This is a genomic window from Affinibrenneria salicis (assembly GCF_008710095.1).
On sequence record NZ_VYKJ01000010.1, the window covers coordinates 1 to 12,891 of the forward strand.

Annotated in this window: 14 protein-coding genes; 3 read left to right on the forward strand and 11 right to left on the reverse strand. The window is 56.5% G+C overall.

From position 1 onward, the window contains the following. Positions 1–405 precede the first annotated feature (405 nt). Positions 406–972, reverse strand: a complete 567-nt coding sequence (gene gmhB / locus FJU30_RS17600; protein ID WP_150436293.1) for a D-glycero-beta-D-manno-heptose 1,7-bisphosphate 7-phosphatase — start codon at positions 970–972, stop codon at positions 406–408. Positions 973–1,465: 493 nt separating this feature from the next. On the opposite strand from gmhB, the gene rcsF reads away from it, so the two are divergent. From rcsF to proS, 3 genes are all read left to right on the forward strand, one after another. Beyond that, positions 1,466–1,876 (forward strand): Rcs stress response system protein RcsF, encoded by a 411-nt coding sequence (gene rcsF / locus FJU30_RS17605; RefSeq protein ID WP_150436294.1) that lies wholly within the window; start codon positions 1,466–1,468, stop codon positions 1,874–1,876. Beyond that, entirely contained in the window at positions 1,873–2,583 is a 711-nt protein-coding gene (gene tsaA / locus FJU30_RS17610) for a tRNA (N6-threonylcarbamoyladenosine(37)-N6)-methyltransferase TrmO (RefSeq protein WP_150436295.1), read from the forward strand. Before rcsF ends, tsaA begins: the two co-directional genes overlap by 4 nt. A 117-nt stretch (positions 2,584–2,700) precedes the next feature. Beyond that, entirely contained in the window at positions 2,701–4,419 is a 1,719-nt protein-coding gene (gene proS / locus FJU30_RS17615) for a proline--tRNA ligase (protein WP_150436296.1), read from the forward strand. Positions 4,420–4,520: 101 nt separating this feature from the next. Here proS and rpoS read toward each other — a convergent pair whose 3' ends face one another. The 10 genes from rpoS to cysN all read right to left on the reverse strand — a co-directional run bounded on the left by rpoS (position 4,521) and on the right by cysN (position 12,886). After that, positions 4,521–5,513: an RNA polymerase sigma factor RpoS gene (gene rpoS, locus FJU30_RS17620; RefSeq protein ID WP_150436297.1), complete on the reverse strand. Its 993-nt coding sequence runs from the start codon at positions 5,511–5,513 to the stop codon at positions 4,521–4,523. A gap of 53 nt (positions 5,514–5,566) precedes the next feature. Continuing rightward, on the reverse strand, positions 5,567–6,622 hold the full coding sequence (nlpD, locus tag FJU30_RS17625; RefSeq protein WP_150436298.1) for a murein hydrolase activator NlpD: 1,056 nt from the start codon (positions 6,620–6,622) through the stop codon (positions 5,567–5,569). 260 nt (positions 6,623–6,882) lie between these two features. Then, positions 6,883–7,509 (reverse strand): protein-L-isoaspartate(D-aspartate) O-methyltransferase, encoded by a 627-nt coding sequence (locus FJU30_RS17630; protein WP_150436299.1) that lies wholly within the window; start codon positions 7,507–7,509, stop codon positions 6,883–6,885. Between the two features lie 127 nt (positions 7,510–7,636). Further along, positions 7,637–8,677: a tRNA pseudouridine(13) synthase TruD gene (gene truD, locus FJU30_RS17635; protein WP_191091645.1), complete on the reverse strand. Its 1,041-nt coding sequence runs from the start codon at positions 8,675–8,677 to the stop codon at positions 7,637–7,639. An 11-nt stretch (positions 8,678–8,688) separates the two neighbouring features. Further along, positions 8,689–9,186: a 2-C-methyl-D-erythritol 2,4-cyclodiphosphate synthase gene (gene ispF / locus FJU30_RS17640; RefSeq protein ID WP_150436300.1), complete on the reverse strand. Its 498-nt coding sequence runs from the start codon at positions 9,184–9,186 to the stop codon at positions 8,689–8,691. Continuing rightward, positions 9,186–9,896, reverse strand: coding sequence for a 2-C-methyl-D-erythritol 4-phosphate cytidylyltransferase (gene ispD, locus FJU30_RS17645; protein WP_150436301.1), 711 nt, complete (start codon positions 9,894–9,896; stop codon positions 9,186–9,188). Before ispD ends, ispF begins: the two co-directional genes overlap by 1 nt. Positions 9,897–9,898: 2 nt before the next feature. Continuing rightward, complete coding sequence (ftsB, locus tag FJU30_RS17650; RefSeq protein ID WP_150436302.1) at positions 9,899–10,225, reverse strand: cell division protein FtsB; 327 nt, start codon at positions 10,223–10,225, stop codon at positions 9,899–9,901. A gap of 205 nt (positions 10,226–10,430) precedes the next feature. Next, entirely contained in the window at positions 10,431–10,763 is a 333-nt protein-coding gene (locus FJU30_RS17655; RefSeq protein ID WP_150436303.1) for a DUF3561 family protein, read from the reverse strand. Between the two features lie 58 nt (positions 10,764–10,821). Beyond that, on the reverse strand, positions 10,822–11,457 hold the full coding sequence (gene cysC / locus FJU30_RS17660; protein WP_150436304.1) for an adenylyl-sulfate kinase: 636 nt from the start codon (positions 11,455–11,457) through the stop codon (positions 10,822–10,824). A 1-nt stretch (position 11,458) separates the two neighbouring features. Continuing rightward, positions 11,459–12,886 carry a sulfate adenylyltransferase subunit CysN gene (gene cysN / locus FJU30_RS17665; protein ID WP_150436305.1) on the reverse strand — a complete coding sequence of 476 codons (1,428 nt, stop codon included), beginning with the start codon at positions 12,884–12,886 and terminating at the stop codon, positions 11,459–11,461. Positions 12,887–12,891 lie beyond the last annotated feature (5 nt).

Here is a 12,891-nt window from a genome sequence, read left to right on the forward strand (position 1 = left end):
GCCATGATCAAACTCTTCAATTTAAGATTTGTTTGATTTTGCTAAGTTAATAGCTGCCCAAAGAATTGTACTGTTAGTTCGTAATGAATTAACTGTCAGTCACTCTTCAGGACTTTTTTGTATCTTTCACGATACGGTCCTGTGAGTGCCCACACAGATTGTCTGATTAATTGTTAAAGAGCAGTGCGACCGCGCCTTAGCGTCTGTCGCGAGGTGGCGTATATTACGCTTTCCTCATTTCGAGTCAACCCCTGCGCTGCAGAAAGTTTTCTCTTTTTCTCTTCGTCGCCCTGAGCGTTAACCCGTGGCGCCGTGTCGATGGAGGCGCATTATAGGGATCCGATTCATAATGGCAAGCAAATATATTCACTTTTTTACTACTTGCACAACATTCACCCGCTTCGTTTAATTAACGCGCTTTTTTATCCTTTGCGGCAGATCGGCAAGGCTATCTATTACCCAATCAGCCAACGCTTCGCCCGATTCCGTCACCGGCTTACCTGTACGCACCAACACCCTGGTCCCAACGCCAGCCGCGATAGCCGCCTGCATATCCTCCGGTTTATCGCCAACCATATAAGACGCGGCCATATCAATGTTCATCTCCTGCTTCGCTGCCAGAAACATCCCCGGCTCAGGTTTACGGCAGTCGCACGTCTGCCGGTATTCCTCCAGCGCCGCATCCGGGTGGTGCGGACAGAAATAGATACCGTCCAGATCGACCTCGCGGTCGGCCAGCGACCAATCCATCCATTCAGTCAAACGCATAAACTGTTCTTCAGTAAACAAGCCGCGCGCGATACCTGACTGGTTCGTCACCAGAACCAGCGCAAACCCCATATCTTTGAGCTCGCGCAGAGCGTCAATCACGCCGTCGATAAACTGAAACTGGTCGATTTCATGTACATAGCCATGATCGACATTGATCGTTCCGTCACGATCAAGAAATATTGCTGGTACACCTTGTGCCACGACTTTGCTCCCGCAGGCGAAATTATCCGGTTAGTATCGCACGTTTTATCAAAGGGTGAGAACGCCAGACAAGTAATCTCCGGCGAGTTCATGCCATACGTCAGGCAGGCGGCGAACCAACGCGCCCGGCGCAATTTGTGCCAGCAATGTGAAGGCGTACGCAGTCGGATACATAAAAAAACCCTCGCTCACTTTCCCGTCTGATAAAGTGGGCGTTGCGGTCATACGTCGACATCATGGAACCCGGCAGCTAAGGCTGAGGCCCGTCGCCGAAGCCCGCCATCTACGGGAAAAATGACGGACTGGAACCGGTGTGATGTCTTCAGCGCGAGATCGCCCCAAGCGTATCGCTAGTGTAAATGAGAGGCATCGGGCTGGTATTCGCGCTATTAGCGGAAATATAATCATTCAGACTCACTGCAGCTTATCTTATTATTTGCACCATTGCCTGATTCAATCATCACGACTTAAAGAAGAAAACAGAGGAAATTCTATGCGCGCTTTACCTCTTTTACTGTTGGTTTTCTCGCTGACAGGTTGTTCTTTGCTACACACCAAACCAGCACATAAACCAGAAAGCCCAGCCACGACCAGTCAACCTGCTCCGCCGACGAAGCCTAAATCCACGTCGCATCCCGCTCCCGCCATTCTGTATACGAGTGCGGAAGAACTGGTGGGCAAACCTTTCCGCGATATGGGGCAGGTCTCCGGCGCCATCTGCCAGACCGGTATGCAGGATGCGACGCCGACTATCGCCAACGCCAAAAAACGGATGCAAAGCCGCGCGACCGCCATGAAAGCCAATGCGGTACTGCTGCACCAGTGTGAAATTCTCAGCAGCGTTGATGGTTGTTACCGTCAGGCTATTTGCCAGGGAACCGCGCTAAAAGTTTCAGCCCAATGAGTGCGTTTTCTTTTAACCAGATTGGTATTATCCATTCGCCCTATAAGGAAAAATTCGCCGTTCCGCGTCAGCCCGGCCTGATTCAGGATGGCGGCGGGGAATTGCATCTGTTGCCGCCTTATAATCAACCGGCCTGCGTGCGCGGGCTGGAAACCTTTAGTCATTTGTGGCTGCTGTTTGTGTTCCACCAGACCATGGAAGAAGGCTGGCGCCCTACGGTTCGCCCTCCGCGACTGGGCGGCAATGCGCGCACCGGCGTTTTCGCCACCCGCTCCACGTTCCGCCCCAATCCGATCGGTATGTCGCTGGTTGAACTCACGGGCGTTCATTGCTCGGGCAGCAGCGTTATTCTGACGCTGGGCAGTCTTGATCTGGTGGAAGGCACGCCGATTATCGACATCAAACCCTATCTGCCTTTCGCCGAAAGCCAGCCGCAGGCCGTCGCCGGTTTCGCCCAGCAGGCGCCCGACGCGGATATGCCGGTTGAATTCTCTCCTCTGGCGGAGCAGCAATTGGCGCAGCATCAGGCGCGCTACCCGCACCTGCGCCGATTTATCAGCGAAGTGCTGGCGCAGGATCCGCGCCCGGCCTATCGTAAGAATGAACAGGAAAGCGAACGCGAATACGCCGCCCTGCTGCTGGAATTCAACGTGCGCTGGCGCGTACGTCAGCAGCGCACCGAAGTGCTGACGCTGGAAGCACGCTAAAATTCGGCCGGCTCTCTTTTGACAGACGGCCCACACTGGTAAACTAGGCCACTTTTTATCACGATGGCTGGATTAACAGCCTCGTGCACTCGTCGTTCTAATGGAACAAAAAACACCATGCGTACTAGCCAATATCTGCTCTCTACGTTAAAAGAGACGCCTGCCGATGCGGAAGTGATCAGCCACCAGCTGATGCTGCGCGCCGGAATGATCCGCAAACTGGCCTCAGGTCTGTACACCTGGCTGCCTACCGGTCTGCGTGTACTGAAAAAAGTCGAAAACATTGTGCGTGAAGAGATGAATAACGTCGGCGCGATTGAAGTCTCGATGCCGGTGGTTCAGCCTGCCGATCTGTGGCAGGAGAGCGGCCGCTGGGAGCAATATGGCCCGGAGCTCCTGCGCTTTGTCGATCGCGGCGAACGGCCTTTCGTTCTTGGCCCAACGCATGAAGAAGTCATTACCGATCTGATCCGCAACGAGATCAGCTCATATAAACAGCTGCCGCTCAACTTCTTTCAGATTCAGACCAAATTCCGTGACGAAGTACGGCCGCGCTTTGGCGTTATGCGCTCGCGCGAGTTCCTGATGAAAGACGCCTACTCTTTCCATACTTCGCAGGAATCTCTGCAGGTTACCTACGATGCGATGTACGGCGCCTACAGTAAAATTTTCACCCGCATCGGGCTGGACTTCCGCGCGGTGCAGGCGGATACCGGCTCTATCGGAGGCAGCGCCTCGCACGAATTCCAGGTGCTGGCCGCCAGCGGCGAAGACGATATCGTATTTTCCACCGATTCGGATTATGCCGCCAATATTGAGCTGGCCGAAGCGGTTGTGCCCGGCGAGCGGCGCGCCGACGCCAGCGAATCGCTGCGTCTGGTTGATACGCCGAACGCTAAAACCATCGCCGAACTGGTGAGTCAGTTCAACATTCCGGTGCAAAAAACGGTGAAAACGTTGCTGGTGCGCGCCGCCGAAGAGAGTGGACACTCGCTTGTCGCCCTGCTGGTGCGCGGCGATCATGAACTGAATGAAGTTAAAGCCGAGAAACTGCCGCTGGTCGCCAGCCCGCTGACCTTCGCCACGGAAGAAGAGATTCGTTCAGTGGTTGGCGCGGGTCCGGGTTCTCTGGGGCCGGTCAAGCTGTCGATCCCGGTGGTTGTCGACCGTTCCGTGGCGGTATTGAGCGATTTCAGCGCCGGCGCGAATATCGACGGCAAGCACTACTTCGGCATTAACTGGGAGCGCGATACGCCGCTGCCGGCGGTTGCGGATATCCGCAACGTCGTGGAAGGCGATGACAGCCCGGACGGCAAAGGCACGCTGTTGATTAAACGCGGTATCGAGGTCGGCCATATTTTCCAGTTGGGCACGAAGTATTCCGAAGCGCTGAAAGCCACCGTTCAGGGCGAAGACGGCCGCAATCAGATTCTGACCATGGGCTGCTACGGCATCGGCGTAACGCGGGTAGTGGCGGCTTCTATCGAGCAGAACCATGACGATCGCGGCATCATCTGGCCGGAAGCGATCGCGCCGTTTAACGTCGCCATCCTGCCGATGAACATGCATAAGTCTTTCCGCGTCAAAGAGCTGGCGGAAGAGATCTACGCCCAACTTCGCGCAAAAGGCATTGATGTACTGCTGGACGATCGCAAAGAGCGCCCGGGCGTCATGTTCGCCGATATGGAACTGATCGGCGTACCGCACACGATAGTGATTGGCGATCGTAATCTGGATAATGACGAGATTGAGTATAAGTCGCGTCGCAGCGGTGAGAAGCAGATGGTGAAAACCGGCGATATCGTTGATTTTCTGCTGGCGCAGATTGCGGGTTAGATCATAAACAGCGCCCGGTTGACCTGACGGGTGCTATACCAAAATGGTGGGCCTTCCCACCATTTTGCTGTGTATAAAATAAATATCAAAAAAACAGCCAGTTACTCACGAAATAATTCTTCAATATTCAACCCCTGAGACTGTAAGATTTCACGCAGGCGGCGCAAGCCTTCTACCTGAATCTGACGGACTCGTTCGCGGGTCAGGCCAATTTCACGGCCTACATCTTCAAGCGTCGCGGCTTCATAGCCTAACAGACCAAAGCGACGAGCCAGCACTTCACGCTGTTTAGCGTTCAGTTCAAACAACCACTTAACGATATTCTGTTTCATATCGTTATCCTGCGTGGTGTCTTCCGGACCGTTGTCTTTTTCGTCCGCCAGAATGTCCAGCAACGCTTTCTCGGAATCGCCTCCCAACGGAGTGTCAACCGAGGTAATACGTTCATTTAAACGCAGCATGCGATTCACATCGTCAACCGGCTTGTCGAGCTGTTCGGCGATTTCTTCCGCGCTCGGCTCATGATCCAGTTTGTGTGATAGCTCGCGTGCGGTACGCAGATAAACGTTCAGTTCTTTGACAATATGGATTGGCAGACGAATCGTTCGGGTTTGATTCATAATCGCCCGTTCAATTGTCTGACGAATCCACCAGGTGGCGTAAGTAGAGAAGCGAAATCCTCTTTCCGGATCAAATTTTTCCACCGCGCGAATCAGCCCCAGGTTCCCTTCTTCAATCAGATCCAGCAACGCCAGACCACGATTGTTATAACGACGGGCGATTTTCACTACCAGTCGCAGGTTACTTTCGATCATACGCCGGCGGGATGGAACATCGCCGCGCAGCGCGCGCCGGGCAAAATAAACTTCTTCTTCGGCGGTTAAAAGAGGTGAATAGCCAATTTCTCCCAGATAGAGTTGCGTTGCGTCTAAAACGCGCTGAGCGGACTCCTGCGACAGCAATTCGTCATCGGTCCGATCGCTATCGCTGTTTTCCTGCTCTGCAAGCGCTTTATCGTCAAAAACGTCAAGCCCATTTTCGTCGAAATCAGCATCTTCATGCAACTCGTTAACTTTCAGCGAACCTTGGCTCATAAGTGGCTCCTACCCGTGATCCCATGGCAGAATACCGCGGTATCCTGCCCGATTTATCGCTGCGGAAGAAAACGCAGCGGGTTTACGGATTTCCCCTTGTAACGAATTTCAAAATGCAATCTTACTGAACTGGTCCCGGTGCTACCCATGGTAGCTATTTGTTGCCCCGCCTTTACCTCTTGTTGTTCCCGGACCAGCATAGAGTCATTATGGGCATAGGCGCTCAGGTAGTCATCATTGTGTTTTATGATGATTAAATTACCATAACCACGCAACGCGTTCCCTGCATATACTACGCGCCCACCGGCGGTAGCGACAACGGATTGTCCACGTGAACCAGCGATATCAATCCCTTTATTTCCCCCTTCGGCAGCGGAGAAACTATCAATCACCTTACCTTCCGTCGGCCAGCGCCAGCCGCTTACCGCGGCGGTATTGCTGACCTGACTACTGGCTGTAGCGGCCGGTGTGCTCGCAGGAGTCGACGATGCCGCCGCGGCTCCCGCTGCAGGTAACATCCTGCCTATATTCTGTTTACCTGAATTGTCAGAATACGCATTAGTTGGTTGAGAATCAACCCGCGTTGTTTGCATTTGACTACTGGAAGGTGGTTGCGGAACGCCGCCGGCGGCATTATTTGTCGCACTGCCGGACGAGGCCAACATACCGCCGCCGCCGATAGTCGGACCGTTAACCGATCCGTTCCCCAGACGCAGAGTCTGCCCCACGTTCAGACCATAGGGTTCCGGAATATTATTGCGCTGGGCGAGATCACGATAATCGTTGCCGGTGATCCAGGCGATGTAGAACAACGTATCGCCCCGACGTACCGTATAGGTGTCGCCGCTATAGCTTCCTTTTGGAATATTGTTATAGCTGCGGTTATAAACGATGCGCCCGTCCTGAGTCGTGGCGACGGTCGTCTCGCCGGTTGACGCGACCGATCTGGCCGGCGTTGAGGACGGGGTGGACAACATGCCCCCGCGCGCGCTGCCGCCGGATGAGCCACCTACGGAACTGATCGGCGCCGATGCGGAGTTATCGTTAGTACATCCTGCCAGTCCCAACACCATGGCCGTACAAACGGCGGCCTGACGCAAATTAATCATTCGGCTCATGCGCCTAATACCCCCATAACCGTAAAATTCAGTAATCCGTTCAGAGATCGGCATCCCGCCCCTTTACAGGGTAGCTGAGCTCCGGTGTTTAATTCTTTCTTCCGCATGAAAAAGAGCGCTTTTTCACTGATTGCGGTGAGTAAGCCCGAGCGGTAAAGCAAACGCAGTCTGATGCTAGCAATATCAGCGGGTTCGTACCATAAGACAGTTGTATAGAAATTTAAAAATATCTGATTGCCCACGGCAGAAAATCAGGCCAGTTCCCCTTTTACCAGTGGAACAAAGCGCACCGGCTCCACCGTTTCGATGACAAATTCGCCGGCGCGCCGCCGTACGACCTGTAGCGTTTGCGACTGTTCGCCTACCGGCAACACCATGATGCCGCCTTCGTCCAACTGCTCCAGCAAAGCGATCGGGATCTCCGGCGGCGCGGCGGTGACAATGATGGCATCGAAGGGACCACGCGAGGCCCAGCCGAGCCAGCCATCGCCGTGACGGGTGGAAACATTATGCAAATCAAGCTGCTTTAGCCGGCGCTTCGCCTGCCACTGCAGCCCTTTGATGCGTTCGACCGAACAGACGTGGCGCACCAGATGCGCCAGCACGGCGGTCTGGTAGCCGGAACCGGTGCCGATCTCCAGCACGCGCGACACCGGCGTAAGACAGAGCAGTTCGGTCATTTTGGCGACCATGTAGGGTTGAGAGATCGTCTGGCCGCAGCCGATGGGCAACGCGGTATTCTCATACGCCTTGTGTTCAAACGCCTCATCCACAAAGCGTTCGCGCGGAACCGCCTCGATCGCCTGCAGCAGACGTTCATCTTTAATACCGTGCTGACGCAGCTGCGTCAGCAGTGTTTGCATGCGTTTGTTCACCATTGTGCGCTAACTCCGGCTTTGGCTAACTCCGTTATCAAGCTGTTATGTACTGCGCGAAAAACACGACGCTCATCACGCCAGGCGGCGGCGCAATTATTCGTATTCAAACAGGGTGAGCCGGCCGTCGTCACACTATCAGGTTCCTGTCCGGTTCATGCTGCACGATCGCCTCGCGCAGCACGCTGGTGGCGAAGCAGCCGGCCGGCAACCAGAAATGCAGTTCAACGGTAGCGTCGTCCAGCCATTCCCAGCGCATCTGCTGCGGATACAGCAATAGCGCGCGGCGCGCGGCGTCCACCCGCTCACGCGTCAATAATTCCATTAACGGCTGCTGGTCGGCAAGGCACTGACGTTCAAAGGCCAGCGCTGCATCCTGCGCGCCTGCGTTGCCCTGGCCCGCCAGCGGGCCGGTGATCAGCAGCTCGCGTTTATCCACCCGCGCCTGCAGCTCCGCCAGCTCTTCCGGCGGCGCGACAAACCAACTGCCGCGCCCGTTGAGCTGCAGCGCGTCGCCGCTTAACACCACCTGTTGCTGGCGACGCGCCAGACGTTCGCTGACCACCAGATTAAACAAAGCGCTGCGCGCCGCCGACAGATAAAAACCGCGTTTGCCGCGTTCTTTGACGCGAATCTCATTGTTTGCCCAGAGCAGAGCCTGTTCAAGATTATTGCCTTCGCGGCCAAAACGCTGAAGACCAAAATAGTTGGGCACGCCCTGCTGAGCAATCAGTTGCAAACGCCGTTCAACGGCCGCGCGATCGCTGATTTGCCGTAAAACCAGCCGGAACGCATTGCCTTTCAGATTACCAATACGCAATTTGCGCCGGTGACGGGCGGCGGTCAGAATGCGGCAGCCGTCGAGCGCAAAGGTCGCCAGGTCGGGCGCCTGTTTGCCCGGCAGATGCAGGCAGAACCACTGTTCGGTAACGGCATGACGATCTTTTAAACCGGCATAGCTCACCGCGCGGGCGGGAATATGCGCCAGTCTGGCCAGCGCCTCCGCCACAAACTGGGTGTTGCATCCTTGTTTACGCACCTGTACCAGCAGATGTTCGCCGTCGCCGTCCGGCGCAAAGCCAAGGTCTTCCATCACCACAAAATCCTGCGCCGTGGCTTTCAGTACGCCGCTGGCCTCGGGTTCGCCCAGCAACCAGTTGAGCCGGTCCATATGCGCCATACTCACCATGCAACGATCTCGTTCGCGCCGTTCTTCACCAGCAGCGCCACGGCTTCGCAGGCAATGCCTTCTTTACGGCCGGTAAAACCCAGCTGTTCGGTGGTGGTGGCCTTCACATTAACGTCGTCCATATGGGCCTGTAAGTCTTCCGCCAGGTTAATGCGCATCTGCGGAATATGCGGCATCATCTTCGGCGCCTGAGCAATAATCGTAACGTCAATATTGCCCAACCGATAACCTTTGTCGGTAATGCGTCGCCACGCATCGCGCAGCAAGTTGCGGCTATCTGCGCCGCGCCAGGCGGGATCCGTATCGGGAAACAGCATGCCGATATCGCCCAGCGCGGCGGCGCCCAGCAGCGCATCGGTTACCGCATGCAGCACCACATCTCCGTCGGAATGAGCCAGCAGCCCCTGCTGATAAGGGATGCGCACGCCGCCGATCACTAATGGCCCTTCGCCACCAAATTTATGAACATCAAAACCGTGACCGATACGCATTATGCGATCTCCTTATTATGCAAATGAGTTAAATAGAAAGCGGCCAGCGCCAGATCCTCCGGGCGCGTCACTTTAATATTATCCGCCCGGCCGCAAATCAGGCTCGGGCGGTAGCCGCAATATTCCAGCGCCGAGGCTTCATCCGTGACTGTCGCCCGCTCATCCAGCGCACGCTGCAAACACTGTTTCAGCAGCGCCAGCGGGAACAGCTGCGGCGTCAGCGCATGCCATAAATCGTTGCGCTCGACCGTATGATCGATGGCGCCGCGCGCGCCGCGCTTCATGGTATCGCGCACGGGCGTCGCCAGAATACCGCCCACCTCGCTATGCTCGGTAATGGCCAGCAGGCGCGCAAGATCGTCCGGATGCAGGCAGGGGCGGGCCGCATCGTGCACCAGCACCCAGGGAGAGTCGACGTGCCGCAGGCCCGCCAATACCGAGTCGGCGCGCTGCCGCCCGCCCGGGACCACCTGGATGCGGGCATCGCGGGCCAGCGGCAGAGAATGAAACCAGTGGTCTTGCGGGCTAATAGCAATAATCGCCCGGTTGATGCGCGGGTGCGCCAGCAGCGCATCAACCGCGTGTTCGAGAATGGTTTTCGCGCCGATGGCGAGGTATTGCTTCGGGCAACCGGCCTGCATACGGCTGCCGTTGCCGGCTGCCGGCAGTACGGCGATAACCTCGGGCAGAGACGCAGTCTGATTAGGCATAATTACTGTGATGTTGTAGTAGATAACGGGGGCAGCGTCGTAGCCTGACGCCCGGATTGCTCCGGTACAAGACGATAAAAACTTTCGCCGGGCTTAATCATGCCCAGCTCATTACGCGCCCGCTCCTCGATCGCTTCCTGGCCGCCGGTCAGATCGTCGATTTCCGCGAACAGTTGGTCATTGCGGACCTTCAGTTTGCCATTGTTGCCCTGCTGGATAGCAACGTCGTCCTTAACCCGCACATAATCGTGCATACCGTTTTTCCCCAGCCACAGTGAATACTGCAGCCAGGCAAGCAATGCCAGCAATAACAGCGTAAGTTTTCCCATTCCGCCCCCCAAAAAGCCGACTAATCATCCCATAACTTGTCCATGGACTCCACTCCGGCAGCGTATTTCCTCGCAATAAGCGCGCGCCCGGCGGGCGATTGCGGGTAAAAACGCGCAATTATGCAGACAAAGGCATAAAAGTCAGCGCCGTCGGCGGCCGGATTGAGTCAAAAACAGAGCCGAAACCACGCCGTACGGCGCCGTTTCACCAGCCGGTAATCATGGAAAAGAGCAGCCAGAACAGGCAGACGATGGTGACGCCGCTAAACAGGACGATCGACACAATGCGTCCCTCCAGCATCACGCTGAACAGGATACCGAGCAGCACCGACAGCGGCATTAACGCGAGGAAAAAAGGCCAGGTATAAAGCATGAAAAAGAAGGTGCTGCTGGAACCATAGGCCAGGAAAGGCAGCGTGAAGGCCAGCCAGTAAAAACAGAAGCCGATCGTTCCGCCGGTGAAGGCGTATGAGGCGGCAGGGGTTTCTTCCCGCTCCCGCCGGGCTTTATTTGCGGGTAACTGCGTGACGTTTTGCATAATCATTCCTGGGTGCCACGCGTCCCACCTGTCAGGCAGCACGCTTTACCGGAGAATATCAGGAATTGATAATAGCGCGCCTGCGCAGCAGATCTAACAACTGAGAGACCAAATTTGTTACCAATTGTTCACCGTCCAGCCGGACGTCAGGCCGCTCCGGCTGCTCGTATACCGAGTCGATGCCGGTAAAATTGCGCAGCTCGCCGGCGCGCGCTTTTTTGTACAATCCCTTCGGATCGCGCGCTTCGCAAATAGCCAGCGGCGTATCGACAAACACCTCGATAAATTGCCCTTCCGCCAGCAGGTCGCGCACCATCTGGCGCTCCGCGCGGTGCGGCGAAATAAACGCGGTCAGCACCACCAGGCCGGCATCCACCATCAGGCGGGCGACCTCGCCCACCCGGCGAATATTTTCGCGCCTGTCGCCGTCGGAGAACGTCAGATCGCGACACAGACCATGACGCACATTGTCGCCGTCAAGCAGGTAGGTGCTTACGCCGCGCGCGTGCAGCGCCTGTTCCAGCGCGCCAGCCAGCGTCGACTTGCCCGAGCCGGACAGGCCGGTGAACCAGATAACCACGCCCTGATGATTGTGCAGACGCTCACGATCCTCACGCGTTACCGCGTGAGGATGCCAGACCACATTTTCGTCCGCCGGCGCGGCGGGCGGTTGCGTGCGTTCTTGCCGGCTCACGTTATTTACCACCCAGCAGGTCGCGCGCGCCCCAGTGCGGGAAATGACGGCGAATCAACGCATTCAGCTCCAGCTCGAACGCGCTGTAGTCGCCCTGCTCGCTGCCGGCAAGTTCGACGGTTTCGCGCACCAACCCGGCGCCCACCGTGACATTGCTCAGGCGATCGATAAAAATCATGCCGCCGGTCACGTGGTTGCGCTGATAGTTATCCAGCAGCAGCGGCTCATCGAAAGTCACGTCGACCAGGCCGATGCCGTTCAGCGGCAGACTGTCGGTCACCCGCTGGGTCAGGCTGTTGATCTCTACCTGATACTGAATATTTTCCACCCTGGCGCGCGTTTTCTTGCCGGCGACTTTCACATCGTAGCTCTGTCCCGCCACCAGCGGTTTCTCCGCCATCCAGACCACATCGATACTCGCGCTCTGCGTCGCGCACAGCGTTTCGCCGCTGTCGACAATCAGATCGCCGCGGCTGATGTCCACCTCGTCGGCCAGCACCAGGGTAATCGCCTCATCCGCCCGCGCCTGCTCAAGATCGCCATCGAAGGTGACGATGCGGCTGACGGTCGACTCCACGCCGGACGGTAATACTTTGATACGTTGTCCGACCCGAATAACGCCCGACGCCAGCGTACCGGCATAGCCGCGGAAGTCCAGATTTGGCCGGTTGACGTACTGTACAGGAAAGCGCATCGGTTGCTGCACGTTACGCTCGGCGACATTAACCGTCTCCAGCACGTCGAGCAGCGTCGGGCCGTTGTACCACGCCATATTCGCGCCCGGCGTCGCTACATTGTCGCCGTCCAGCGCGGAAATCGGCACAAAGGTAATATTCAGATCGGCCGGCAATTGCTGCGCGAACGTCAGGTAATCCTGGCGGAACTGGTCAAACACCGCCTCGCTGTATTCGACCAGATCCATTTTATTCACCGCAACCACCAGATGGCGAATACCCAGCAGCGTCGCAATAAAGCTGTGGCGGCGGGTCTGATCCAACACGCCTTTGCGCGCATCGATCAGCAGGATAGCCAGCTCGCAGGTCGATGCGCCGGTTGCCATATTGCGCGTGTACTGCTCGTGCCCCGGCGTATCGGCGATGATGAATTTGCGCTTTTCGGTGGAGAAATAGCGGTAGGCGACATCAATGGTAATGCCCTGCTCGCGCTCGGCCTGCAGCCCGTCGACCAGCAGCGCCAGATCCAGTTTTTCCCCCTGGGTGCCCAGACGTTTGCTGTCGCTATGCAGCGTAGACAGTTGATCTTCATAAATCTGACGCGTGTCGTGCAGCAGGCGGCCAATCAGCGTACTTTTGCCATCGTCAACGCTGCCGCAGGTCAAAAACCGCAGCAGACTTTTATTCTGCTGCGCGTGCAGGTAGGCTTCCACGCCGCCTTGCTCAGCAATCTGTTTTGCTATCACATTATTCATTTGAC